The organism is Herbiconiux sp. FW305-C-125 (genome assembly GCF_058783455.1).
The window spans coordinates 41,333-66,923 of sequence record NZ_JBYSYO010000002.1 but is presented as its reverse complement, the minus strand read 5'-3'; the positions used below and the strand labels follow the sequence as shown (position 1 = coordinate 66,923).

Sequence of the window (25,591 nt, the reverse complement as noted above, 5' to 3'; positions counted from 1 at the left end):
CGCCCTCGGTGTCAGTCGGCGCCGAGGGTGCGGAGCCAGGCCGCGAGGATGCGCTCGAGCTCGGCCCGATCTCTGGCGGGCACCCCCGCGAGCAGCCGCTGCTCGTTGGTCATGTGCGCGGCGAACGCCTCGTCGATGAGCTCGCGCCCGCGCGGGGTGAGCGCCACCACCCGCCGGCGGCCGTCACCCTCGGCCGCGCGCCGCTCCACCAGGCCAGCCGCCACGAGTCGGTCGATGCGCTTGGTCATCGCCCCCGTGGTGACCATGGTGTGCTCAGCGAGCTCCCCCGGTGCCCGCTCGAACGGCGCACCCGCGCGCCGGAGTGTCGTCAGCACGTCGAACTCGCCCTCGCCCAGCCCGAACTCGCGGTAGACCTCGAGGAGCGCTGCCGTCAGCTCCGCCGAGACCCGGTGCAGCCGCCCGATCACGCCCTGGGGCGACACGTCGACGTCGGGCCGCTCGCGTCGCCATTCGGCCTGGATGCGCGCGACCCGGTCGTCCTGCTCGGTCATTCCCCCACTATATCTTCCATGGAAGCTATAGTGTCTTCCATGGAAGCAAAATGGCGGTGGCTGCTCGTGACGGCGATCGCGCCCGTCGCCTGGGGCTCGACCTACTTCGTGACCCGCCAGTTCCTGCCGCTCGAGCATCCGCTCTGGGGCGCGGTGCTGCGGGCGTTACCCGCGGGCATCCTGCTGCTCGCGGTGGCCCGCCGCCGGCCTCGGGGCTCGTGGTGGTGGAAGTCGCTCGTGCTCGGCGCGCTCAACGTGGGCGCCTTCTTCGTGCTCGTGTACGTCGCGTCGCAACTGCTGCCCTCGAGCGTGGCCTCGACCGTGATGGCGACCTCCGCGGGGGTGCTGCTGCTCCTCGCCTGGCCGGTGCTCGGTGAGCGACCGCACTGGCTCTCGGCGGTCGGTGCCGCCATCGGTTTCGCCGGGGTGTGCGTGATGCTGCTCGAGGGCACCGGCGCCGTGAACCTCTGGGGCGTGCTGGCCTCGGTCACGGCGATGGTGATGTCGTCGGTGGGGTTCATCCTCACCAAGAAGTGGGCGTCGGGGCAGCCGATCCTCGCGGTGACCTCCTGGCAACTGATGGCGGGTGGCCTGCTCGTGCTGCCGTTCGCGGTGATCCTGGAGGGCGGCGTGCCTGCCCTCGATCCGCCCGCCGTGATCGGCTTCGCCTACGTGACGGTGGTCGCGACGGCGCTCGCATTCGCCGCCTGGTTCACCGGGTTGCGCCATCTCCCCGCCGGCACCGTCGGGCTCGCGGGTCTGCTCAACCCGGTCACCGGTGTGCTGCTCGGCACGCTCGTGGCGGGCGAGGTGTTCGGCCTGCCGCAGGCGCTCGGCACCGCCCTCGTGCTCGGCGGAGTGTTGCTCGGACAGCGCGGCGCCGGCCGCGCCCGCACCGTCAGCCGATGATGGGCGTCGACGTGGCGTAGTGGAACCGCACCCGGGAGCCCAGCCAGACCGTGCGCGAGGTCTCGAGCAGTTCGCCGTCGGCGCGGCCGACCGACCAGTCGACGAACAGGGTCGACTCGGTACCGGCCTGCAGCAGCAGCGCCTCGACGGAGTTGACGGGGCGCACCTCGAGGAAGTGGTTCGCCTCGGTCACCTGGATGCCCGCCACCGCGAGCGTCTTCGACAGCGAGCCCTCCAGCAAGGTCTGGCCGCGCAACGCGTCGGCGGCGCGGCCCACGAGCCACGAGTCGGTGACGCCGATCGGCTTGCCGTTCACGAGGTGGAGGCGCTTCAGGTGCAGCCGCTCGAGTTCGCGCTCCGCCGGCTCGATCTCGCGGCTGAGCTCGTACGGCTCCCCCTCGGGCGCGGCCTCCTGCAGGTGCAGCGACACCGCATCCTCACCCGCCGCACGAAAACGGTCGCGCCACGGGGTCATCAGCCCGAAGTCGTGCTGGATGAGGCGGGGGCGGTCGGCCACGAAGGTGCCGGTGCCCTGCCGGCGCTCGACGTACCCGTCTTCGGCCAGCGCCGAGAGCGCCTGCCGGATGGTGATGCGGCTGATGCCGTAGATGGCCGCCAGCTCGTTCTCGGTGGGCAGCTGCCCGCCGATCTCCATGCCCTGGTCGATCAGGGTGCGCAGATCGCGTTGCACCTGGGCCCACGCGGGCAGCGGCGACTTGCGGTCGACCCGGGTGGCCAGCGCGGCCAACGGATGCGTGTTCGTGTCGATGCTCATCGCGCCCCCTGTGGTTACAGATACATTTCGTGATTATAACAACATGACCACCGGGCGTGTCGATGATGCGTGCGGACCCGGCTGCGCGTGTCGTCGCAGCCGGGTCGCGCTCAGCCGGCGATCGGCTGTTCGTCGAGTTTGATGTGCCGGGCATCCATGTTGACGGCACCCCCGCGGAACGGTGGGCGGCCCCAGCGGGCGGCGGCCGCCTCGGCGAGCACCGTACCGACGACCGCGCCGGTGAGTTCGTGCAGCAGGCGGTCACGGTCGCTCGCATCGACGGCGTCGCCGACGATGTCGACGGCGAGCACGGTCTGACCCGTGCTCTCCAGGGCCCGGGCGAGCCGTTCGTGGCGCGCGAGCCCGTGGGCACCGGTGAGCTGTACCGCGAGGTGGCTCTCGGGCCCGATGAAGTAGTCGACGTGCCCGCTCTCCTCGAGTGCGGCAGTGCGCACGGTGAGGCCCGTCGCCTCGATGAGTTTGAGCATCCAGAAGTCGGCGGCTCCGCGCAGGTCGGGCAGGGCCAGGATCGAGATGCCGGCCGGCGCATCGGCCGGGAGGGCGGCGACTGCGGCGTCGAGCGTCGACGCCTGGTCGCGCACGCGTGCGGCCAGGGCGGTGGTCGTGGCGGCCGTCTGCTCGCCACAGACCGCGGCCACGCCGAGCCCGAGCATCAGGTGCCCGGCGCACGGCACCACTTCGTCGACGACGAGCGTCGGCACGATCTGCACCTCGTCGGCGGCGTCGGCGAGCGGCGCGTCGGCGTTCGAGGTGATGGCCACGGTGCGGAGTCCGGCGTCGCGGGCCAGCCGGAGCGCGCGCACGGTGGCGCCGGAGGTGCCGGAGTGCGAGATGCCGACGACGGTCTCGGCGCCGGCGGGCATCCGCTCGAGGAAGGTGATGTCGCCGGACGACATGGCGCGATGCCCGTACGCCTCAGCCAGCAGTGCGGAGGAGAGCGAGTCGCCGGAGCCGACGAAGACGGCCCGGCCGAGGTCGCCTCGCACGGCGGGTTCGACGTCGGCGGAGGCGGTGAGCGCGTCGACCAGGGCGTCGAGCGTGTTGCGGTGGTTCATGAGTGTTTCCTGTCGGTCGAGGGGAGCGGCGGATGCCGGAGTCTGAGGTCGTGGGAGGGTGCCCGGGTCAGGCGGAGGTCACGGTGACCTCCGGGAAGGGTTCGGCGAGCGGATGCGCGTGCTCGAGCGCGCGCCCGCCCACGTCGGAGAGCGCGATGCGGGCCACGCTGGCGCCGAAGCGCGCCGCGGTGACGAGGTCGGCGCCCTGCGCGAGCGCGGCGACGATCGCCGCTGCGGAGGAGTCGCCGGCGCCGGTGGTCTCGTGCACGGCGACGGCGGGGTCGCGCACGGTCCAGGCCCCCCCGGCGCCGATGAGGTACATGCCCTCGCGGTCGAGGCGAGCGACGACGGCGACGCCGAGTTCATCGGCGATGCGCCGCGCGGCCGCCCGAGGCTCGGGATCGAGCAGGCGCAGCTGCACGCGGCTCGGCAGCAGTACGGCGCCGGGCGGTGCCACCCGCCGCAGGTAGTCGAGGCCGTCGCGCTGCAACGGCAGCTGGTGCGGGTCGACGCCCACCACCGTGCCGGCCGCCACCCGTGCTCGGGCGAGCGGCGAGGAGTCCAGCAGCCCCGCGAGGCCGACGGTGAAGGCGTCATCCCCCGCCGAGCCGGCCGCGTCAGACGGCGAGGCAGCGCCGCCGGGCGCCGCCGCTTCGGGCGCGCCCTCGAGCTCGACGGCTGAGCCCCCGGCGGTCTCGACGATGCGCCGGCCCTCCGGTGCGTCGAGGATCCATACGCGCGGCACATCCGCGACCTCCGACGTGAACGACACGTCGACGCCGAGCGCGTCGAACACCTCCGCGAACCGCGGCTCGGCAGCGGGGAGCTCGGCCGAGAGCCGCACGGTGGTGCCCCCCACCAGCCGTCCCCCGAGTGCGCCGTAGAAGCCGGGCCCGCCGAGCTGGTGGTAGGCCGCGGGCGCGCCCACGGCGACGAGGTGGTCGACGGAGAGACCACCGCGCACGCCGAGAACGGAGCCCATCAGAACGTCTGCAGCGCGTACTGGATGGTGCGGTCGCGCGGCCCGTCGAGCTCGAGCAGGTACACGCCCTGGCTGTGCCCGATGCCGAGTTCGCCGCTGATGACGGGCAGCGCGAGCGATTGCACGCCGAACACCAGGCGCACGTGGGCAGCCGCGTCCTGCGGCCCGTCGTGCAGGTGCACGAAGGGGCGGTCGACCGGGATGGACTGCTCGATGAAGAGCCGGATGTCCTGCAGCGTGGTGCCGTCGACCCCCGAGTTGAAGATGAGGGTGCAGGTGGTGTGGGGCACGAACACGTGCAGCACGCCGTCGCCGCCCGAGCCGCTCACCGCCGACCGGAGTTGCGGGGTCACATCGACGTACCCGGTCGGCGCGGGGAAGCCCTCGGCCGGCTTGGTGTTGATGGAGAAGCTCTCCCACTGGCCTGGTGTTGCGGTCATGCTGGTGCCTTTCGTTGGATCTGTGCCCGTCGGATGTTCGGGGCCCGGTGGTTCGGGATGTCGTGCGGCCCGTACCGGCGGATGACGGTGAACCCGTCGGCCGTGAACGTCCCGCGTTCGACGAGGAAGCCCGCTCCCCCGCCGCCCGTGCGCGAGGTGCGCGCACGGAGGATCTCGTGGCCGTCGACGGCGAGCACCAGCTCGGCGCCGAGGCAGGTCAGCTCGACGTGATAGCGCCGGTCGAGCTCGGCGGCGAACGGCGCCTCGGCCAGCACGGTGCGCCGGGCATCCTGCTGTTCGATCAGTTGCACCACCCCGCCGGTGACGATCGCCGCGCAGAAGCGGCGGTGCCCACGCGCTCGCACCACGAGTCCGGCGGTCTCGTGCAGCGACAGAGTGAGCACCGAGGCGGCGCTGTAGTCGGTCCAGGAGCGGGTGCCGATCGTGACGACGCCGAGGTCGCCCGGGTGCGACACGCAGTAGGTCGAGCCGAAGTCGGCCTCCCAGTTGCGCGCGGAGCTCACCCACGGGGCGAGCCCGGCGGGTGCGGTGTCCCAGATGTCGGCGAGCAGGATGCCCTCCTGCCGGAACGCGGCCGGCGCGCCCGCCCAGTCAACGCTGTGCACCAGCAGCTCTGCCGGTTGCGGCGCGGCCGCAACGGCGACGCCCACCCGGAACGGCACGAGATTGCCGTGCTCGGGCACGTCCCACTCCACGACGGAGGCCCACTCCTCCACGCGCATCGAGCGCGACTGCTCGCGGATCACCCTGCCGCCGTCGTCGTACAGCGCGTAGAGTCGCACCTCGCTCCGCCGCGACGCCGAGAGCCGCAGCCGCACGGTGTCGCCGGGGTACAGCGTGGGACTGGCGAGGGTCGAGAAGTTGCTCATGGCGTCGAGCGGGTCGAGGAAGGTGGGCGTCGACACGCACACGCTCACACCGGCCGGCACCGGCACGCGCAACCCGTCGGGGCCGCCTGAGGCGTTGTCGTTGCGCACGACGGCAGCCTCGTGCTCAGGATGCGCGGTCGCGTGCGGGCAGAGGGTGAACCCGTGCACGGCTCCCGGCAGCGCGAAGTCGAACCGCGGAGCGAGCACCGGTGGAACCGGCTCTCCACGCGACAAAGCGGCCGACGCGACGATGCGCGCGGTCTCGCGGGCCGCATCCGTCACCGCTTCTCCCCCGTCGGCGCTGACCACGATGGCACGGTCGGCGACCGGTACGCGCAGCGACGGCGCCGCGTCGATCGCCGCGAGGCCGAGCCGCACGCCGTTGAGGCAGCCGACGGTGCCGGCGTTGCTGTCGGTGTCGAAGCCGACCGACGCGGCGATCGCGACCGAGCGCCGGAAGTCGTCGCCGCCGAGCCGCAGCGCGGCGAGAGCCATCGCCGTGTTCGACAGGGCGTGACACGGTCCCGGGAAGAGCGCGTAGCCGTAGTGCGCATCGACCCACGCCCGCGCCTCACGCCAGTCGTCGGCCTCGCCGACCCGCGCGCTGACGGTGTCGATCACGTCGAGGAGCCGCGCATCCGTCACGAAGGTGCGCCCGATGGCGGTGAGCTCGTCGAGGTCGCGGGTGACGAACGCCGCCGCCCGCATCGCCGCGAAGAAGCCGGCCGCGTCGAGCGCGACTCCGTCATGGCTCACCGAGGCCGCCGCCCGGGTGAGCGCGACGGCGGCGGCGGGGTCGCCCGGGTGCATGAGACCGAACGCGTCGCTGAAGATCTGCGCCCCGATCTGCTCGGCCAGGGTACGGCCGTTGCGGGCGATCGACCCGCTCTCCGGGGCGCGCAGGCCGTTCCGCAGGTTGAGGTAGGCGGTGTGCTCGGTGGAGCGCCCGAATCCGCCCCACCAGAGGATGGTGCGGTCTTCGATGATGTAGTTGAGCCAGGTGTCGCCGACGTCGGCGGCGGTGATCGCGGCGGCATCGGTCCCCGCGTCCTCCACCACCCGGCCGAAGGCGAGGGTTCCCGAGATGTCGTCGTCGGCCACGATCAGCGGGATGCCGAGGGCGTCGTTCACGTACTCGTCGACGAGACCGAACTCGGCCTGGATGCGCTCGTACGGCCACCCCTCCACAGGTCGCCCGAGATACACCCCGATGAACTTGCCGAGCAGGCCCGCGTAGACGCGCTCGGCATAGGCGGCATCCAGCGCCGGCGCTGCGTCCGCCGCGCTCATCCCTTCACCGCGCCGCTGGCCATGCCGTCGACCACGTAGCGCTGCAGCGCGATGAACACCGCGAGGATCGGCACGATCAGGATGAGCGCGCCCGCCATCATCGTGCCGATGTCGGTGCTGAAGGTGCCGTTCATCGTGAGGAAGCCGAGGGTCAGCGTCTTGGTGTCGCTGTCCTGCAGGAAGGTCGACGAGATGAGGAACTCGTTCCAGGCGTTGAGACCCACGATCACGCCCACCGTGATCAGACCGGGCCGCACCATCGGCAGCAGCACGCGGCGCACGAGCTGGAAGGTGTTCACCCCGTCGACGAGTGCCGCCTCCTCGATCTCGAGCGGCACGTTCAAGAAGAAGGTGCGCATGAGGAAGGTGGCGAACGGCATGTTGATGGCGGCGAGGATGACGCCCACCACGAACACGTTGTCGGTGAGCCCGGCGCCCGCCACCACCGAGTAGAGCGGGAAGATGAACAGCTGGATCGGCACCGTCATCGCCATCGTGAGATAGACCATGATGATGGGCCAGGTGCGCACCTTCTGCCCGGCCAGCACGTACCCGGCGAGCGACGAGCAGATCAGCACCACCACGACGGTGGTGCCGGTGAGCAGGATGCTGTTGACGAAGCCGAGCCCGAACTTGCCGTAGTTCCAGGCCGTGACGAAGTTGTCGATGTCGAACGACTGCGGCAGCACGAACGGGTTACCGAGGATCTCGGAGTTGTCCTTGAAGCTGTTGAGGAGCACCAGCACGAGCGGGATCAGTGCGATCACCGCGAACACGGCGAGTACCAGGTGGCTCACGAAGGAGCGGGCGTAGTCTCTCATCGCGTGAGGTCCCTCCGGCTGATCCAGGTGTAGAGAATCGAGGCCAGCAGCCCGAAGAAGCTCATGATGAGCCCTACGGCGGCGGCTTTGCCGAATTGGAACGACGAGAACGCGAACGCGTAGGCGTAGGTGCCCATCACCTCGCTCGAGTGCGCCGGCCCGCCCTGGGTGAGCAGGTAGACGTAGTCGAAGGCGAGGAACGAGAAGATCACCGTCATCACGCCCATGAGCAGCAGGGTCGGCCGGATGCTCGGCAGGTACACGTGCCGGAACACACCCCAGCTGCCCGCGCCGTCGAGCGATGCGGCCTCGACCTGGTCGACCGGGGTCTGGCGCATGGCGCCGAGGTACACCACGGTGAGGAAGCCCCAGTAGTGCCACATGTCGACCGCCGCCGCCGCGTACAGCGACGTCGCCTGCGAGGAGGTGGGCGGTGCGAGGCCGAGCAGCCCGAACACCCCGCCGTTGGGGTTGTAGATGATGGTCTGCCAGACCAGCGCGTTCACCACCGGCGCGAGCACGTAGGGCATCAGGAAGATGACCTGGTAGAAGGTGCGCATCCGCTTGCGTTTCAGCAGGAGCGCCGCGGTCAGGAGGCCGATGATCGCGGGCAGCACCAGGAACAGCACGAGCCACTTGATGTTGTTCGTCAGCGACGTGGCGAACACCGGGTCGGCCAGGATGTCCTGGAAGTTCTGGATGCCGATGAAGTCGACGTCGAAGCCGATGCCGCTCCAGTTCGTGAACGCGAACAGGAGGGTGAGGATGCCCGGGAACACGACGATCACGATCGAGAGCAGCAGGGCGGGAGCGACGAGCAGGTAGTTTGTCGCGGTCTGCCGCCGGAAGTGCCCGCGGCGGCGGATGACACTCGGCCGGGGCTTCCCGGCACGCCCCGTGTCGGCGGCGATCATGGTGACCATGGCGTGTCCTTCTGTTGCAGGGTGAGGGGGCGCATCCGCCGTTCGGATGCGCCCCCTCCGGGTCAGTTCGCCGGTTCGGGCAGCGGCGGCACCAGGCCCTTGGCCTTCTCCTCGTCGAAGGTCTTCTGCACGTTCGCGAGGAAGTCCTCCGCGGTCACGTTGCCGAGCCAGACCGAGTCGATGTCGGTGAGGGCCGCGGCGGTGGCGGGCGGGAAGAAGGTGCCGACGAAGTAGCCGTAGTTGCCGTCGTTGACGCCGGAGATCGTGTCCTTGATCGCGGTGACGAAGGGCTTCGAGAGGCCGGAGTAGTCATCCGCGTTCAGGTCGAAGTCCTTCAGCGGCACCGCCCAGTAGCCGGGCCAGGTCTTGTTCATCTCCTTGGCGAAGTCGTCGGTCATCATGTAGTCGATGACCTCGGCGGCGCCGTCCTGGTTCTTCGAGGCCGCGTTGATCGAGAGCGACGCCGTGGTGCCGAGGGTGTAGTACGGGCTCGGCAGATCGGGGTTGATCGTCGGGAACGGCATGTAGCCGAGGTCGGCGGTGTTGCCGGTGTCGTCGTTGAAGTAGTTCGACGCGAACTGGAACGCGAGGCTCGGACCGATGAAGAAGGGCGACTTCTCCTCGCTCAGGAGCTTCATCGACTGGTCGAAGTTGAGGTTCGCGTAGTCCTTGCCGCCGAGGTAGCCGGCGTTGTAGAAGTCGGCGGAGTCCTGAACCGCCTTCACGAGTGCCGGGTCGGTCCACGGGATGGTGCCCTGCAGGGCGTCGTACATCGTCTTGCCGCCGGCGACCTGGGACATGAACAGGGAGATGTAGTTCTGGTTGACGGGCTTCCAGCCCTGGTTGCCGGTGACCGAGGAGTAGAGCCCGGCGGCGGCCGCCTTGTCCATCACATCGACGAACTCGTCGTAGCTCTTCGGCACCTCGACACCCAGCGTGTCGAGCACCTTCGTGTTGTAGAACACGCCGATGTCCTCGATCGAGTTCGGCAGCGAGTACAGCTTGCCGTCGACCGTGCCCGACTCGTACATCGAGTCGAGGATGCGATCCTTCCAGCCGTACTTCTCGGCGTACGGCGTCATGTCGGCGAGCTTGCCCTCGGCTGCGTAGGCCGAGGAGAACGCAGGTCCCGAGCCGTAGACGATGTCCGGCCCCTTGTTGGCACTCAGCGCGACCTGGATGTTCTTGTCCACCGCGTTGTCGAAGTTCACCTCGAGCTCGTACTCGTCCTGCGACGCGTTGAAGCCGTCGACCAGCACCTTCTGCATGGTCTCCTGCTGCGCCGGCGGAGCACCCCAGAACCACAGCTCGAGCTTCTGCTTGCCGCCGTCCGCGCCGCTGCCGCCGGCGCATCCGCTCATCGTCACGGCGAGAGCAGTGGCGATGCCCGCCGCTGCGATCGCGAGCCTTGATCTCTTCATCTGCTGTGTGCTCCTCGATGTCCGTCGGGCCAACGGTTCGTCGGGTCGACCCGGTTGTTAGGTTGTATGGAGGTTATAACCACCACATATCCGTGTCAACGATCTGCGTGTTACGAACAGGTTTAATGAGCGGAGCCGAGACGGATGCGGCCCGCCGCGGCCCGCACGCGCGCCCGGACACCCTCATCCACGACCGGGGCACCCGGCTGCGCGATCACCGCCGCGGCCGCCGCCGCCCCCAACCGACCCGCGGCGAGCGGATCGCCCGTGCGCACGTACTCGGCGAGGAACGCCCCCGAGTAGCTGTTGCCACCGCCCGTCGGGTCGGCCACGGCACCCTCCGCCACACCCACGACGACGGGTTCCTCCCCTCGGCGCAGCACCAACGAGCCGTCCGCGCCGAGGCGAAGGGTGACGACGACGGGCAGCTGCCGCAGCCGCTCCACCGCGGCCGCGACATCCGGCACGTCGAAGAGCGCCACCGCCTCGGTGCGGTTGATCGAGAGCACGTCGACCAGTTCGAGCGCGGCGGCCACCGCCGGCAGCGCCTCGGGCCGGCAGGCGCTCTGCGAGATCTCCCAGAGCACCGGCGCGCTCGTGCGGGATCGATGGTCGGCGACCTCGCGCCAGTACGACTCCTCGACGTCGTGGAAGAGGTAGAGGCCCGACACCTCCTCGACCGGGTACGGGATGTGGCGGGGCAACGGGGTGTGGGCGTCGAAGTGCTCGAGCCCGAACACCGGCGTCTCCACGCGCTCGCCGTCGGCGAAGTACTGGATGTGCGTGCGCGGGCTCGACTCCCCCACCGCGAACAGACCAGCCGGATCGATCTGGCGCCCGGCGCACCATTCGGTGAGCAGCGCGCGATCGTCGCGGCCGACGCCGGCCACCAGCACCGCGGATGCGGGTGCGCCGGCGATGCTCGCGCCGACCGCGGCGTAGGCACCGGCACCGCCCACCTCGACCGCCGGCGACGTGTCGCCCGGCCGGTGGATCTCGTCCACGACGATGTGCGAGAGCACCGCTGTCCGCTGCATGCCGTCCTTCCGTCGCAATTCATCTTGTTGTTATGTTTACATTACCCATGCGGCGAGTGGACCGCACCGTCCCGATGCTCTGCCAGGAGAGGCCCCATGCTGAACGTGCTGATCGACACCGACCCCGGTATGGACGACGCCCTCGCCATCGCCCTGGCGCACAACTCACCGGCGCTGCGCATCCTCGCCGTCACCGCGGTCACCGGCAACCTGCCGGCCGACCGCACGGCGGCCAACGCCCTCAGAGTGCTCGACCTCCTCGGCGCACCCGAACTGCCGGTGGCGCAGGGAGCGCTCGTGCCGCTCGGTGGCGACTACCCCGCCGATCCGTTCTCGCACGGCAGCGACGGCCTGGCCGAGTCGAACCTCCCCGCGTCGGCCCGCCGGCTCGACCCGCGCGGCGCGGCGCAGCTGATCGTCGACACCGTGAACGCGCATCCTGGCGACATCGCCATCTGTGCACTCGGCCCGCTCACGAACATCGCCGCGGCCCTCGCGATCGACCCGGAGCTGCCCGGCAAGGTGTCGCAGCTCACCATCATCGGCGGCGCCTTCGGCGCGACGCCCTACGCCTGGAGCCAGGCCACGGGCGACAACCCGGTCAGCGAATGGAACGTGTTCGTCGACCCGGAGGCCGCCCACATCGTGTTCAACGCCGGCTTCCGGATGCTCGCGGTCGGCCTCGACGTCGCTACGCACCCGGCCATCAACTTCCGCCCCGCCGATCTCGAGCGGCTGCGCGCCAGCGCCAAGCCCGAGGCGCAGCTCGCCGTGCGGGTGGTGCAGTTCGTCGAGGGGCGCGGGTACCAGTCGTACTGCTCGCTCATCGACAGCGCCGCCGTGGCCTCCCTCATCGACCCGACCCTGGTACGCACCGAGACCGTGCACTGCGACGTGGCGACCGAGGGCCGGTTGACCCGCGGCATGACGGTGGTCGACCGCCGCAACCACCACAGCTGGACCGACCTGCCGCAGATCGAGATCGCGGTGGGCTTCGACTACGATCGGTTCCTCGACCTGGTGACCGAGGAGCTGGCCGCATGACCCCCACCGATACCGCACCGTCGCTGCCGAAGCTGCCGAAGCTGCCGTTCTGCGAACTCCACGTGCACATCGAGGGCACCCTCGAGCCCGCCACCATCTTCGCGCTGGCGGCAGCCAAGGGCATCACGCTCCCCTACGCCGACGAGGCTGCGCTGGCCGCCGCCTACGACTTCAGCGACCTGCAGTCCTTCCTCGACCTCTATTACGACAACATGCAGGTGCTGCAGACCGAAGACGACTTCGCCGCGCTCGGCGCCGCCTACCTCCGGCGGGCGAGCGCCGCGGGCGTGGTGCACGCCGAGATGTTCGTCGACCCACAGGCGCACTCGACCCGGGGCATCCCCGAGACCGTGGTGCTCGCGGGGCTGCACCGGGCGATCGCCGAGGTCGGCGCCGAGACCGGCATCACCGCTGCCATCATCGTCTGCGTGCTGCGCGACCAGCCGATCGATTCGGCCGAACGGATGCTCGACCGCGTGCTCGAGAGCGGCTTCGCCGTCGAGGGCATCGGCCTCGACTCGGCCGAGGTGGGCTACCCGCCGTCGCTGTTCCGGTCCGTGTTCGAGCGGGCGCGCGCCGCCGGCCTGCACGCGGTCGCCCACGCCGGCGAGGAGGGCCCGGCGGCGTACGTCTGGGAGGCGCTCGACCTCCTCGGCGTCGAGCGCGTCGACCACGGCAACCGCGCCCTCGACGACGCGGCACTGGTGGCGCGGCTGGCCGCCGACCGCATCCCGCTCACCCTGTGCCCGCTCTCGAACGTGCGGCTGAAGGTCATTCCCGCGATCGAGGCGTTCCCGCTACGGCGCCTGCTCGACGCCGGGCTGCTCGTCACCATCAACTCCGACGACCCGGCGTACTTCGGCGGCTACCTCGACGACAACCTGCGCGCCCTGCGCGGCGCGTTCGGGGTGACGGACGACGAGCTCGCGCTCCTCGCCCGCAACTCGGTCGAGGCGTCGTTCCTCTCCGAGGCCCGCAAGCGCGAGCTTCTGGCCTAGCTCATCGGGCCAGCCGCACCTCTCCGTTCAGCGCCGCCACGCGTTCCCCGTTCGCGAGGCGCGCCGACCAGGGGCGGTCGAGCGCCGAGCGGACGAGCACCTCGCTTTCGCCGAACTCCACCACGAATTCGGCCGACTCGCCCGTGGGGGCGGTGACGGTGCGGTGCACGGTGCGCGGCGCATCCGCCGGGTAGACAGACAGGGTGAGACCCTCGAGGTAGTCGTAATCGGGGCGGTCGACGCGAGCCCCGGTGGCGATCACACCGCCCTCCCGCAGGTAGAGCGGCAGGCGTTCGAAGCCGTGCTGCTCGCAGCGCCAGCGGCCGCCCCGCACGCGGGCGCCGGTCCAGTGGTCGGTCCAGGTGCCCTCGGGTAGGTAGAAGTCCACCTCGCCCGATGCCGAGAAGACGGGGGCGACCAGGATGTCGGAGCCCAGCAGGTACTGCCGGTCGAGGTAGGCCACCGCCGGGTCGCGGGGGAACTCCAGCGGCATCGGCCGCATCAACGGGGTGCCGTGCTCGTGCGCCTCGAGGGATGCCTGGAAGAGGTAGGGCATCAGCGAGTTCTTCAGCCGCGCGAAGGTGCGCGTGACGTCGACCGCCTCCTCGTCGAACTGCCACGGCACCCGGTAGGAACGACTGCCGTGGAAGCGGCTGTGGCTGGAGAGCAGGCCGAAGGCCGTCCAGCGTTTGAACACCGCCGCATCCGGAGTCCCCTCGAAACCGCCGATGTCGTGGCTCCAGAAGGCGAAGCCGCTGTAGGCGAGCGAGAGACCACCGCGGAGGGTCTCGGCCATCGACTCGAACGACGAGGTGGAGTCGCCGCCCCAGTGCACCGGCAGCTTCTGGCCGCCCGCGGTGCCGGAGCGGGCGAACAGCACCGCCTCGCCCGCTCCGCGCTTGCGCTCGAGCGAGTCGAACACCGCCTCGTTGTAGAGCTGCGTGTAGTAGTTGTGCATGCGCTCGGGGTCGCTGCCGTCGTGCCACACCACGTCGGTGGGGATGCGCTCGCCGAAGTCGGTCTTGAACGCATCCACCCCCTGGTCGACCAGTGCGTCGAGCTTTCCGGTGAACCAGGCCCTGGCGGCCGGGTTGGTGAAGTCGACGAGGGCCATGCCCGCCTGCCACATGTCCCACTGCCAGACGTCGCCGTTCGGCTTCTTCACGAGGTAGCCCCCGGCTTTCGCCTCTTCGAACAGGCGCGAGCGCTGGCCGATGTAGGGGTTGATCCAGACGCAGACGTGCAGGTCTTTGGCGTGCAGGCGATCGAGCATGCCGTCGGGATCGGGGAACACCCGCGGATCCCACTCGAAGTCGCACCAGTTGAACTCACGCATCCAGAAGCAGTCGAAATGGAACACCGAGAGCGGGATATCGCGGCGCGCCATCTCGTCGACGAAAGCGCTCACCGTGGCCTCGTCGTAGTCGGTGGTGAAGCTCGTCGACAACCACAGCCCGTACGACCAGGCCGGCACCACCGCAGGGCGGCCGGTGAGGCGGGTGTAGCGGTCGAGCACCTGCTTCGGGTCACCCTCGATCACGAAGTACTCCAGCGACTCCCCGGGCACCGAGAACTGCACGCGCTCCACGGCCTCCGAACCGATCTCGAAGGAGACGTGCCCGGGGTGATTCACGAACACGCCGTAGCCGCGGTTGCTGAGGTAGAGCGGCACGCTCTTGTACGACTGGTCGCTCGAGGTGCCGCCGTCGGCGTTCCAGATCTCGACGCTCTGCCCGTTCTTCACCACGGGGCCGAAGCGCTCGCCGAGGCCGTAGATCAGCTCGCCGACGCCGAGGCTCAGCTGCTCGTGCAGGTAGGCGGCGTGCAGCCCGCCGTTCGTGGCGGGACCGGCGTCGACCACGGCGTCGGGGCTCACGCCCACGTAGGCCACCGACTGGGCGGTGCTCGCGGTGAGCTGTTTGCCGCGGGCGCGGAAGTCGAGCTTCCAGGGCGCACCCTTGGCGACGGTGGCGGTGAGGTCGCCGGTGGTGAGGGTAGCGGTCTCGCTCTCGTCGATGCTGACGCATCCGCTGCCCTCCAGCGCGCCGGGGAGCGGGAAGCCGAAGCCCTCGGCGCCGCCGGTGAAGTGTTCGATGCGCACCCTGACAACGCCCTCGAGGGGCGACGTCAGGGTCACCGTGAGGACGGCGCGGTTGAGGGTGTCGCCTCGGTTCTGGATCACTTTCGTGGGGGCGGTGACGCGGAGACCTGGAGCGGGCGTCTCCGTGATGTCGTAGGCCTCCTGGGCGTACAGCTTCGTGACTCCGGGCCGGAGCATCCAGAAGCCGTCGGTGAATTTCATCGGGTGGTGCTCGTTTCTGCAGCGGTTTCGAGGGCCGGCGCGAAGTCGGCGGGGGTGAGGAAGGTGGGCTGGGTGGTGAGGGTGATTTCGCGGATGTGGTCGCCGAGGCGCACGCGCACCCGGGGCGGGATGGCGTCGTGGCGCAGGCGGAGGGTGACACGCACGAGCGCGCCGTCTGCCCATCCGAGGTCGACGAGCACGCCGGGGCGCGCGACGAGCCCCCGCACCGACCCGGTGGCCAGCTCGGTGGGCACCGCGGGCAGCAGCTCGATCGCGCCGTCGTGGCTCTGCACGAGGCACTCGGCGAGGGCGGCCACGAAGCCGAGGTTGCCGTCGATCTGGAACGGCGGATGCGCGGCGAACAGGTTCGGGTACAGCCCGCCCGACCAGGACCCACGGCCGGCGTCGGCGTCGCGCACGACGAGGCGGAGGAGGTCGGAGACCTTGTCCGGGCGTTTCAGCCGGGCCCAGAGGGCGAGCTTCCACGCGAGCGACCAGCCCGAGGAGTCGTTGCCGCGCGCCTCGAGGAAGCGGGTGGCGGCGGCGCGCAGTTCGTCGTCGAGGGGGCCAACGCCCGGGTAGACGAAGTAGAGGGGTGAGACGTGGCGATGGTGGGGGTCGACGGCTGCGCCTGCGGCGTCGCCCGCACCCCACTCGGCGATGCGGCCGTCGGCGGTGAGCGCGGGCCGGGCCGGGAGCGACGCCAGGGCATCGCGCACCTCGGCGAGCAGCTCGGCATCGCCGGCGCCGCTCGCGGCGGCGGCAGCGAGGGTGGTCTCGAACAGCTCGCGCAGGAGCTGCAGGTCGAGGGCCGACGACGCGGTGAGTCCCGTCGCCTCGCCGCTCCCCGCGTCGCGGAAGGTGTTCTCGGGCGAGGTCGACGGCACGGTCGCGCGACTGCCGTCCCCCAGCGTGATGAGCCAGTCCAACCCGAACTCGGCCGCGCGGCGGATGACCGGCCACGCCACCTCCCGCAAGAACGCCCCGGCGTCGCCCGCGTCTGCGCCGAACTGCACCTGCGCCCACAGGTGGCGGACCAGCCAGGGACCGGCCATGGGCCAGAATGCCCAGGAGGGATCGCCGTGGCGGGCGCCCGCCATGCTGCTGAAGAGCCACGCGTCGGAGTTGTGATGGGCCACCCAGCCGCGGGCGCCGTAGAGCCGCTCGGCGGTCTCGGCGCCGGAGCGTGACAGCTCGTCCACGAACCGGTGGAGTGGCTCGGCGGTCTCGGCGAGGTCGGCGACCTGCGCAGGCCAGTAGTTCATCTGCAGATTGATGTTGAGGGTGTAATTGGAGCTCCACGGCGGTTGCATCGAGTCGTTCCAGATGCCCTGCAGCGTCGCCGGCAGCCCACCGGGCCGCGAACTCGCCGCGAGCAGGTATCGTCCGTACTCGAACAGCACACCCGCCAGTGCCGGGTCACCCGCCAGCGGGTGCACCTCGTCCCCGAACGCCCGAGCGAGTCGCGCTCCCGTGTCCAGACCCTCGACGCCACCCTGTTCCGTGTCACGACCGCCGCCGTCGAGGGCGTCTCTGCGGGGCACGGTGGAGCGGCGGAACTCGATCGCGACCCTGCCCAGCAGGGCCCGCGTGTCGGCCTCGGCTCGATCGAGCACGGCGTCGACGCCCCGGGCCTCGGCCGCGTCCAACCGCGCTGTGGCGCGAGCGAACGCGTCGTCGATCGTGCCGGACAGACCGCGGCCGAGGCCGCCGTAGGTGGAATCGGTGGCGATCAGGATGCCGTAGCGGCCGTCGCCGCCGAGCGCTTCGCGGCTCACCCGGCGCACCATCACCACCGCTTCGACCGCTGCGCCGGGTGCATCCGACCATTGCGCGGCCGGGAACGACGGCTCGTGCGTGGGCGCCACGTCCGACGGCGCGCGCAGCAGCAACACGGCATCCCGACTCCGATCACGGCGCTCGAGCACCCGCAGTGGTGAGTCGATCTCGACCTCCATCTCGGTTGCACCGGCGCCGGACGGGAGAACGGCGGCAGGGATGGACGGGCGGACGGCGTCGATGACGTGCAGAAGAACGCCGTCCGGCGCCGAGACCACGGTGCGCTGGAGCACGCGGTCGTCACCGGCACCCGCGCTGACGCTGTGCAGGCCGGTGGTGAGGTCGAGCGAGCGGCGGTAACCCGCGGGCACCGACAGGGGGACGCGCACCGTGACCGTGGCCAGAGGGAGGAAGGCCTGCGAGTAGTCCGACTGCAAGCCATGAACGGCGCGCGCGGCGGCAGCGGGCGCGCCCGCCAGCACCTGCTCGCGGGCCTTCGCGAGCAGCACGGCCGCCGACGCCGCCGACGGTCGCGGCTGCGCGGCCTCGCTCGCGGGCGACCCCGACCACACGGTCTCGTCGTTGAGGTCGAACCGCACCGTCGACACGCCGCCCCAGCACATCGCGCCGAGCCGCCCGTTGCCGAGCGGCAGCGCCTCCAGCCAGCCGGCTGCGGGCTGGACGAATTCGAGGGACGACATCTAGAAGCGCACTCCGCCGGCCGTGATGCCGGACTTCCAGAACCGCTGCAGCGAGAGGAACACGACGGCGATCGGGATGATCGACACCAGCGACCCCACGACCGTCAGGATCTGCAGCCCCGGAATGGTGATCGAGGACTGGTTCCACCCGGTCAGCCCTACGGTGAGCGGCATCAACTCCTGGTCGGTGAGCACGAGCAACGGCAGCAGGTAGCTGTTCCAGCTGCCGAGGAACGCGAAGAGCAGCACCGTCACGAGCCCGGTCGCCATCAGCCGCAGCCCCATCGAGACGAAGATGCGGAACTCGCCCGCCCCGTCGAGCCTGGCCGCCTCGATCAACTCGATCGGCACCGACGACTGCGCGTAGATGTAGCAGAGCAGCACCCCGAACGGGTACACCAGCGCCGGGAGCAGCAGGCCCGCGTAGGTGTTGTTCAGCCCGAGCCCAACGAGCAGCACGTAGGTCGGCTGCGCGATCACGGTCCCGGGGATCAGCATGCTCCCGAGGACGACCGCGATCAGCACCTTCCGTCCGCGGAAACGGTACACCGCGAGTGCGTACCCGGTCAGCGCACTGACGAGGGTGGTGAGCAGCGACCCGAACACCGAGTAGATGATGGAGTTCAGTCCCCAGCGCCAGAAGATGCCACCGTCGTAGGTGCTGAGGTTGGCCAAGTTGTCCCAGAGGTGGAAGTCGCTGAAGGCGAATCCGGGCGTGGAGAACAGGTCGCCGGTCGACTTCGTCGAGGCGATGACCAGCCACACCACGGGGACCAGGAAGTATGCGGCCGCGACGACCATCGCCGCGGTGACCGCGATCATCCACCCCCGGCTGACCCGGTCGCCGGCGAGCGACGGGGCACGACGGACGGCCCGGGGCCGTACGAGGACCTCAGATGCCATCGGTCGCTCCCATCGATCGGCGGTTGGTGATACGCAGGATGACCAGCGAGATGATGAGGGTCACGACGCCGAGTATCACCGCCATCGCGGAGGAGTACTGCGAGTCCTTGCCGAGCGTCGACGCCGCGTAGATCGCCATGTTCGGCGTGTAGTCGCTCGAGATGTTCGAGGTGATCGACTTCAGCACCTGCGGCTCGTTGAACAGCTGCAGCGTGCCGATCACCGACGACAGCGTGGTGAGCAGGATGGCGGGCGCGATCATCGGGATCTTCACGCTCCAGGCGATCCGCGCCTCCCCCGCCCCGTCGAGCCGGGCGGCCTCGTACATCTCGCGCGGCACGGTCTGCAGCGCGGCGAACAGGATGATCATGTTGATCCCGGTGTACGACCAGACGCTGACGTTCGCGATCGACCAGAGCACCGTGCCCGGTGCGAGCAGATTCACGTCGATGCCGAGAGCGGTGAAGGCCTGGATGATCGGGCTCACCGAGGGCTGATAAAGGAAGCCCCAGAGCAGCGCGGCGATGACCCCCGGAACCGCGTACGGCAGGAACACGGCGAACTGGAAGAAGCGCTTCGCCTTCACCAGCGCCGAGTCGAACAGGAGGGCCAGGATACCGGCGATGATCATCATCACCGGCACCTGCACCACCCCGTACAGCAGCACCCGCCCGAAGCTCACGACGAAGTCGGAGTCCTGGATCGCCCGGACATAGTTGTCGATGCCGACGAACACGAGCTCCTGGCCGCCGAAGCCGAGCCCCGAGGACTTCTGCGACAGCAGGCTGTTGCCGATCGCCACGCCGATCGGCGCGACGAGGAAAACCAGGAAGAGCACCACGAACGGCGCCACGAACGCATAGGGCACCCAGGGCCGCCCGGCGGCGGAGAACCGCCGCCGCCGGACGACCGGGGCAGGAGTGGAGACGGTCATCGGCTATTCGGAGACGCTCAAGCCGCGGCTCTTGAGGTCGGCGATCGTGGCCGCCTGCGCGTTGTCGAGCGCCTGCAGGAAGGTCTCCTGACCGGTGACCACCTTCGAGAACTCGTCCGTGACCGCGGTCTGGGCGGTGCCGTAGTTCGGGCCCTCGGTCCAGGTGGCGGGCGTGTTCTCGGCAGCCTCGGCGAAGACCTCGTTGATCACCTGGTCGCCGTAGAACGGCTGCGGCTTCATCAACGCATCGGAGGCGAGCCCGTTCTTCGTGGACGGGAACAGTCCGCCCACGGTGATCAGCGCATCCTGGGTCTCGTCGGAGTCGTTCAGCCAGCTCGCGAACTTCGCGGCGGCTTCGGGGTTCTTGGAGCCCTTCAGCACCACGATGGATGCTCCACCCGAGTCGCCGGAGTTGGTGCTGCCCGCGTTGGTGGGCAGCGGTGCGACGCGCCAGAGACCGGAGGTGTCGGCCGCGTTCTCCGCCAGCAGGCTCGGGAACCAAGCGGCGTAGGAGATCGTCGCGATCTTCCCCGAGTTGACGAGGGCCCAGTACTCCGGCGTCCACATCTGCTCGGTGGTCACGAGGCCCTCGTCGAGCAGCGTCTGCCAGCGCTCGGCCACCATCTTCGACGCGTCGTCGTTCACACCGACCGTCCAGGAGTCGCCGTCCACGCCGTACCAGCTGCCCTCGGCCTGCTGCACCTCCTGCATCCACTGGCCGATCTCGGTCGGCGACATGTTCGCGATGTACGTGTTCGGGTCGGCCGCGTGGATCTTCCGCGCGGCGTCGAGGTACTCATCCCACGTCGCGGGAACCGTGAGGCCGAACTTGTCGAAGAGGTCGGTCCGGTACATCAGGCCGGCCGGGCCGATGCCCTGCGGCACGCCGTAGACCTCGTCGCCGAAGGTGACGGCGGCCCAGGAACTGTCGGTGTTGTTGGCCTGGATGTCGGCGACGTAGTCGGTGATGGGCTGCACTCGGCCCGAGATCACGTAGTCGGGCAGGTCGTGACTGGACAGCTGCACGAGGTCGGGGCCGGCGCCCGCGTCGACCGCGGCCTCGACCTTCTGGCCGTCGTCGCCGGTCATGCGGTGGAACGAGACCTGAATGTCGGGATTCTCACTGTTCCACTGGTCGACGAGGTCTTCGAGACCCGGCACCCAGCCCCAGAAGTCGACCGTGGCGGCGCCCGCCGTGGCGTCGTCGGCTGTGTCGCCTCCCGATGCCGAGCATCCGGCCAAGAGTGAGATCGCGGCGGCCCCCGCGACGGCGCCTGCGGCCCAGCGGCGCACAGTGCGAGACGTCAGCCTCGTTGCTTTCATCATGTTTCCCTTCAGACGACCTTGTCGTGACAACCGTGTGTGGTGCACAAGCATTTTGTGCCGCTATGGAACAAAATGTCAAGACGGATGCTAGAACTGTGATGATCCGCACCGGATCCTCCATCCCCGATGCTTAGGACGCACCGTTGCCTCTCACCGATCTCCCGCTCGACCTGCTCCGCGACTACCGCCCGGAGGTGAGTGAACCGGCCGACTTCGACGACTTCTGGGCCGATACCCTCGCAACCTCCCGCGCCGCCGGCGGCGCCGTCGCCCTTGCGCCCGCCCCGACCCCGATCACGCAGCTGCGGATCGACGACCTCACCTTCCCCGGGTTCGCCGGCGAGCCCATCAAGGGCTGGGTCGTGCGCCCGGCCACCGCCGCCGGCCCGCTGCCCGCGGTGGTGGAGTACAACGGCTACAACGGCGGGCGCGGCCTCGCCGGCGAGAAGATGCTCTGGGCCGCCGCCGGCTACGTGCACGTCTTCATGGACACCCGCGGACAGGGCAGTGGCTGGGGAACGGGCGGCGACACGCCGGACCCGCACGGCTCGGGGCCGGCCACCTCCGGGTTCATGACCCGCGGCATCCACGACCCCGCGGAGTACTACTACCGGCGGCTGTTCACCGACGCGGTGCGGCTGATCGACGCCGTGCGGTCCTTCGACTTCGTGGACGCCTCGCGGATCGCCGTGACGGGCGGCAGCCAGGGCGGCGGCATCGCCCTCGCCGTGGCGGGCCTGGTGCCCGGCTTGCGGGCGGCCATGCCAGACGTACCGTTCCTGAGCCACTTCCGCCGCGCGGTGGAGGTCACGCCGGAGGCGCCGTTCACCGAATTGGCGAACTATCTCGCGGTGCACCGCGACGTCGAGGCGCGCGTTTTCGAGACGCTGTCGTACTTCGACGTGGTGAACTTCGCGCGCCGTGCCACCGCACCCGCCCTGTTCTCCGTGGCTCTGATGGACGGCATCGTCATGCCGTCAACCGTCTTCGCCGCCTTCAATCACTACGGCCACGCCGACCGCGAGATCGAGGTCTATCCGTTCAACGGCCACGAGGGTGGGCAGATGCACCAGTGGCTGCTCCAGACGGAGTGGCTCGCCCCGCGCATCTGACCTCGAGCCGCGGACTTCTCTCAACCGCGCGCCATCCTCCGCCCCCGGCGGGCAAGGTCGACGCGACGCTTGGAGAAGTCCGCACGGTCAGGCGCCGGCGTGCTCGCGCACCACGGCGACGCCGCCGGCCGGCACGACCAGTGAGCCGTCGGCCCGAGCGCCTGCCACGAGGTCGAGACCGTGGGCCGCGATCGTGAGCGGCTCGCCGGAGTGGTTGATGGCGAACAGGTAACTCACGCCGGGACCGACCCGTCGCACCGCCTCGAGGCCGGATGCGACGGGCACCGTCGCCGAGACCCCGGCCGCTGCCAGCAGGTCGACCGTGAACGCCGCCAGCGACGCGTGGTCGAGTCGCGCGGAGACGTACCAGGCCTCACCGCCCGCACCCCCGACGCGCCTGCGCGTCACGGCGGGGTGCCCGGCGGTGACACCCGAGGCGTACAGCGCCACCACCTCGGCGTCGTCGGCGTGCACGAACTCGCTCCAGGTGGTCGCGCGCCAGCCGGTGTCGAGGTCGACCACCTCGTCGTCCAGTAGCACGAAGAACTCCTCCACGAACACGCCGAGCAGCTCTCGGAAGGCGCCGGGATAGCCCCCGCCGCGCACTCGATCCGTCTCGTCGACGATGCCCGAGAGATAGGTCACGACGACCGTCGCTCCGGCTGCCGCGGCCTCGGCGATCGTGGCGGCGGTCGCGTCGTCGGCGAGGAACAGCGCCGGCACGATCACCAACCGGTACCGTTCGAGCGCCGCCCCCGGCGGCACGATGTCGGCGGTCACACCCTGCTCCCAGAGCGCACGGTGATACTCGCGCACCGCATGGGCCGGGGGAAGGTCGTGGTGCGGCTTCTGCCCCGAGTTCCAGGCCCAGCCGGCCACGTCTCCGTACACCAAGGCGACCTGCGCGAGCTCGACCAGCGTGCCGCGAACCTCGGCGATGGCGCCCAGGATGCGGCCGAGTTCGCAGACATCCCGCCACACCTTCGTGCGGGTGCCCGCGTGCGGCAGCATCGCTGAGTGGAACTGCTCGGCGCCCGCCGTCGACGCCCGCCATTGGAAGAACATCGCGCCGTCGGCGCCGCGTGCGATGTGTGCAAGAGAGTTGCGCACGAGCTCGCCCGGCGCCTTCGACCGGTTGCGCGCCTGCCAGTTCACGGCGCTCGTGGAATGCTCCATCACGAGCCACGGATGCACGGGGTCGAGTCCGCGCATCCGGTCGCCGCTGAAGGCCAGCTCCTCCTCGCGGTTCGAATCGACCGAGAGCGAGTAGTGGTCGTTCGCGAGCACGTCCAGGTGCGGCGCCCAGGACGCGTGGTCGATGACTCCGGGGCCCTGCGACACCATGAAGTTCGTCGTGATCGGCGTCTCCGGCGCGAAGGTGCGCAGCAGGTCGCGCTCGGCGAGGTAGTGCTCGAGCAAGGCGTCGGAGCAGAAGCGGTCGAAGTCGAGCACGAGGGCGGGGTTCGGCGCCGACTCGCTGTCGCGCGGCGGCAGCACCTGCTGGAACGACGAGTACTGGTGCCCCCAGAAGGCGGTGCCCCACGACTGGTTGAGTGCCATGACGTCGCCGTAACGCTCGGCCAGCCACGCGCGGAAGTGCCGCGCCGACTGGTCGCAGTAGCAGTGCCGGTTGCCGCCCCCGAGCTCGTTGGAGACGTGCCACATGCGCACCGCCGGATGCGCGCCGTAGCGCCGCCCGAGTTCGGCCACGATGCGCAGCGCGTACTCCCGGAACACCGGCGAACTCGGGCACCAGCCGAGCCGGCCGCCCTGCCAGTACCGCTCGCCCGTGCGCGACACGGGCAGGATCTCACGGTGCGCCTGGTGCAGCCAGATCGGCGGCGATGCGGTGGGCGTGGCGAGGTCGACGGCGATATCGGCCTCGTGCAGCAGAGCGATCACGCGGTCGAGCCAGCCGAAGTCGAACTCGCCGTCGGCGGTCTCGAGGGCGCCCCAGGAGAACACGCCGAGCGTCACGATGGAGACGCCGGCCTCGCGCATGAGGCGGACGTCTTCGGTCCACACCTCCTCGGGCCACTGCTCGGGGTTGTAGTCGCCGCCGAAGGCGAGGCCGTCGACCGGCCACGGAAGCGTGCGGCCGCTGGGCGTGGTGGGGATGCTGGTCACGCTTGGAGAGTGTAAGCGGAGAGCGCTCTCAGCGCGACCCGGCGATCGGATGCCGTGTGGGCCCGGACAACCGGTCAGACCACGTGGCGGATGGCGCTGATCGCCGCCGCCCAGGCGTAGTCGGCGAAGTCGAAGGCCCGCGCCTCCACCGGAGCATCCTCCGAAGCGGGGTCGAGGCGGTCGCGGATGCCGGCGGCCATCGACTCCTCGGCGAGTTCCAGCACGGCGAGGCCCTCGCCGGTCACCACGATCAACTCGGGGTCGACGAGGTCGATGATGGTCCCGATGGCGGAGCCGAGCGCGTACCCGGCTCCCGCGAACGCCTCGGCAGCGAGCGGATCGCCCGCCCTGGTGCGCGCGATCGCTTCGGCGTAGTCCTCGGTCTTCGCGTTCGCGATGATGGCCGGACCGGTGACGTAGGCCGAGACGCAGCCGACATGCCCGCGGTCGCAGCTCGGCCCGTCGGCGGTGACGGGGAGGTGCCCGATCTTGCCGGGATGACCTCGGGCGCCCTTGATGATCTGGTTGTTCGCCACGATGCCGGCGCCGATGCCGGCACCGAGGCCGATCACGGCGAAGGAGCGGAGGCCGACGCCCGCACCGAACCAGTGGTGTGCGGCCGTGAGCGACTGCACGTCGTTGGCTGCCACGGCGGGCAGGCCCGTGGCGGCTTGCACCAGGTCGGAGAGGGCCACCTGGTCCCAGCCGAGGAAATGCGAGCCCACCACGAGCTCGCGGCCGCTCACCTCCTCCACGTCGCCGGCGAGGTTCACGCCCACGGCGGCGAGTCGCGGATGCGTGCGCCGTAGCCGCGCGATCACCTCGCCGATCAGGGCGACCACGTCGTCGACCTCGCGGGAGTGGAGCTCGTGGTCCTCGCTCAGCAGAACAGTGGCGTGCAGGTCGGCGACCGCCACGTAGAGCGCGTCGCCGGTGAGCTTGACCCCCGCGAACATCGCCGCGTCCGGCCGGATGTGCAGCATCTCGGACGGGCGGCCGCGCCCGCCGACGGGCAGTGTCTCGCCCTCGGCGACCAGGCCGAACTCGACCAGGTCGCGGGTGAGCCGCGAGAGGCTGGTGCGCGAGAGGCCCAGGCGGCGAGAGAGCTCTGCACGAGACATCGAGCCGTGAATCAGAACTTCGAGCAGGACGAGCCGCTGCGCCTCGTGCAGCTCGGGCCAGACCCAGGTGTCGCTGTCGGGCGTCGGAGAACTCACAGCGAGAGCATATCGCCGCAGGGTCTGGACGCCGGGAAGGCGAAGCGGTACGGTGTAACCGATCGCTTACGT

General features: G+C 70.2%; 21 protein-coding genes. 4 read left to right on the top strand and 17 right to left on the bottom strand.

Annotation, left to right across the window (positions count from 1 at the left end; all coding sequences use genetic code 11):
- Positions 1–11 precede the first annotated feature (11 nt).
- On the bottom strand, positions 12–512 hold the full coding sequence (locus tag AC3WLB_RS07665; protein WP_492504817.1) for a MarR family winged helix-turn-helix transcriptional regulator: 501 nt from the start codon (positions 510–512) through the stop codon (positions 12–14).
- A 39-nt stretch (positions 513–551) separates the two neighbouring features.
- Here AC3WLB_RS07665 and AC3WLB_RS07660 point away from each other — a divergent pair, with 39 nt between their 5' ends.
- The gene (locus AC3WLB_RS07660; RefSeq protein ID WP_492504815.1) at positions 552–1,421 is read left to right on the top strand and encodes an EamA family transporter; all 870 of its coding nucleotides are present in this window, start codon (positions 552–554) and stop codon (positions 1,419–1,421) included.
- On the opposite strand, the gene AC3WLB_RS07655 is transcribed toward AC3WLB_RS07660, so the two are convergent.
- The 9 genes from AC3WLB_RS07655 to AC3WLB_RS07615 all read right to left on the bottom strand — a co-directional run bounded on the left by AC3WLB_RS07655 (position 1,411) and on the right by AC3WLB_RS07615 (position 11,076).
- On the bottom strand, positions 1,411–2,196 hold the full coding sequence (locus tag AC3WLB_RS07655) for a GntR family transcriptional regulator (RefSeq protein ID WP_022898076.1): 786 nt from the start codon (positions 2,194–2,196) through the stop codon (positions 1,411–1,413). The two genes, AC3WLB_RS07660 and AC3WLB_RS07655, sit on opposite strands and share 11 nt — an antisense overlap.
- 110 nt (positions 2,197–2,306) lie before the next feature.
- On the bottom strand, positions 2,307–3,272 hold the full coding sequence (locus AC3WLB_RS07650) for an SIS domain-containing protein (RefSeq protein ID WP_492504813.1): 966 nt from the start codon (positions 3,270–3,272) through the stop codon (positions 2,307–2,309).
- 67 nt (positions 3,273–3,339) lie between these two features.
- On the bottom strand, positions 3,340–4,254 hold the full coding sequence (locus tag AC3WLB_RS07645; RefSeq protein ID WP_492504811.1) for a PfkB family carbohydrate kinase: 915 nt from the start codon (positions 4,252–4,254) through the stop codon (positions 3,340–3,342).
- The gene (locus AC3WLB_RS07640) at positions 4,254–4,694 is read right to left on the bottom strand and encodes a secondary thiamine-phosphate synthase enzyme YjbQ (protein ID WP_022894963.1); all 441 of its coding nucleotides are present in this window, start codon (positions 4,692–4,694) and stop codon (positions 4,254–4,256) included. The genes AC3WLB_RS07645 and AC3WLB_RS07640 overlap by 1 nt, the downstream gene beginning before the upstream one ends.
- Positions 4,691–6,874: an ADP-ribosylglycohydrolase family protein gene (locus AC3WLB_RS07635; protein ID WP_492504809.1), complete on the bottom strand. Its 2,184-nt coding sequence runs from the start codon at positions 6,872–6,874 to the stop codon at positions 4,691–4,693. Before AC3WLB_RS07635 ends, AC3WLB_RS07640 begins: the two co-directional genes overlap by 4 nt.
- Positions 6,871–7,695 (bottom strand): carbohydrate ABC transporter permease, encoded by an 825-nt coding sequence (locus AC3WLB_RS07630; RefSeq protein WP_492504807.1) that lies wholly within the window; start codon positions 7,693–7,695, stop codon positions 6,871–6,873. The genes AC3WLB_RS07635 and AC3WLB_RS07630 overlap by 4 nt, the downstream gene beginning before the upstream one ends.
- Positions 7,692–8,618 carry a carbohydrate ABC transporter permease gene (locus AC3WLB_RS07625; RefSeq protein WP_492504805.1) on the bottom strand — a complete coding sequence of 309 codons (927 nt, stop codon included), beginning with the start codon at positions 8,616–8,618 and terminating at the stop codon, positions 7,692–7,694. Before AC3WLB_RS07625 ends, AC3WLB_RS07630 begins: the two co-directional genes overlap by 4 nt.
- A gap of 62 nt (positions 8,619–8,680) precedes the next feature.
- A complete protein-coding gene (locus AC3WLB_RS07620) occupies positions 8,681–10,039 on the bottom strand; it encodes an ABC transporter substrate-binding protein (protein ID WP_492504803.1) in 1,359 nt (452 codons plus the stop codon).
- Positions 10,040–10,161: 122 nt separating this feature from the next.
- A complete protein-coding gene (locus tag AC3WLB_RS07615; protein WP_492504801.1) occupies positions 10,162–11,076 on the bottom strand; it encodes a carbohydrate kinase family protein in 915 nt (304 codons plus the stop codon).
- 96 nt (positions 11,077–11,172) lie between these two features.
- Between AC3WLB_RS07615 and AC3WLB_RS07610 the strand changes: the two genes are divergently transcribed.
- Positions 11,173–12,120: a nucleoside hydrolase gene (locus AC3WLB_RS07610; RefSeq protein ID WP_492504799.1), complete on the top strand. Its 948-nt coding sequence runs from the start codon at positions 11,173–11,175 to the stop codon at positions 12,118–12,120.
- Positions 12,117–13,118, top strand: a complete 1,002-nt coding sequence (locus AC3WLB_RS07605) for an adenosine deaminase (RefSeq protein WP_492504797.1) — start codon at positions 12,117–12,119, stop codon at positions 13,116–13,118. Before AC3WLB_RS07610 ends, AC3WLB_RS07605 begins: the two co-directional genes overlap by 4 nt.
- 1 nt (position 13,119) lies before the next feature.
- Here the strand turns inward: AC3WLB_RS07605 and yicI are convergent, their stop codons facing one another.
- The 5 genes from yicI to AC3WLB_RS07580 are packed head-to-tail and all read right to left on the bottom strand — an operon-like array spanning position 13,120 to position 21,060.
- Complete coding sequence (gene yicI, locus AC3WLB_RS07600) at positions 13,120–15,420, bottom strand: alpha-xylosidase (protein ID WP_492504795.1); 2,301 nt, start codon at positions 15,418–15,420, stop codon at positions 13,120–13,122.
- Entirely contained in the window at positions 15,417–17,900 is a 2,484-nt protein-coding gene (locus AC3WLB_RS07595) for a glycosyl hydrolase family 95 catalytic domain-containing protein (RefSeq protein ID WP_492504793.1), read from the bottom strand. Before AC3WLB_RS07595 ends, yicI begins: the two co-directional genes overlap by 4 nt.
- A complete protein-coding gene (locus AC3WLB_RS07590; RefSeq protein ID WP_492504791.1) occupies positions 17,901–18,803 on the bottom strand; it encodes a carbohydrate ABC transporter permease in 903 nt (300 codons plus the stop codon).
- On the bottom strand, positions 18,793–19,737 hold the full coding sequence (locus tag AC3WLB_RS07585) for a carbohydrate ABC transporter permease (protein WP_492504789.1): 945 nt from the start codon (positions 19,735–19,737) through the stop codon (positions 18,793–18,795). The genes AC3WLB_RS07590 and AC3WLB_RS07585 overlap by 11 nt, the downstream gene beginning before the upstream one ends.
- Before the next feature lie 3 nt (positions 19,738–19,740).
- Positions 19,741–21,060, bottom strand: coding sequence for an ABC transporter substrate-binding protein (locus tag AC3WLB_RS07580; protein WP_492504787.1), 1,320 nt, complete (start codon positions 21,058–21,060; stop codon positions 19,741–19,743).
- 146 nt (positions 21,061–21,206) lie between these two features.
- Here AC3WLB_RS07580 and AC3WLB_RS07575 point away from each other — a divergent pair, with 146 nt between their 5' ends.
- Complete coding sequence (locus tag AC3WLB_RS07575) at positions 21,207–22,175, top strand: acetylxylan esterase (RefSeq protein ID WP_492504785.1); 969 nt, start codon at positions 21,207–21,209, stop codon at positions 22,173–22,175.
- A gap of 87 nt (positions 22,176–22,262) precedes the next feature.
- On the opposite strand, the gene AC3WLB_RS07570 is transcribed toward AC3WLB_RS07575, so the two are convergent.
- Positions 22,263–24,302 carry a beta-galactosidase gene (locus AC3WLB_RS07570; protein WP_492504783.1) on the bottom strand — a complete coding sequence of 680 codons (2,040 nt, stop codon included), beginning with the start codon at positions 24,300–24,302 and terminating at the stop codon, positions 22,263–22,265.
- Between the two features lie 74 nt (positions 24,303–24,376).
- Positions 24,377–25,519 (bottom strand): ROK family transcriptional regulator, encoded by a 1,143-nt coding sequence (locus AC3WLB_RS07565; RefSeq protein WP_492504781.1) that lies wholly within the window; start codon positions 25,517–25,519, stop codon positions 24,377–24,379.
- Between the last annotated feature and the right edge of the window lie 72 nt (positions 25,520–25,591).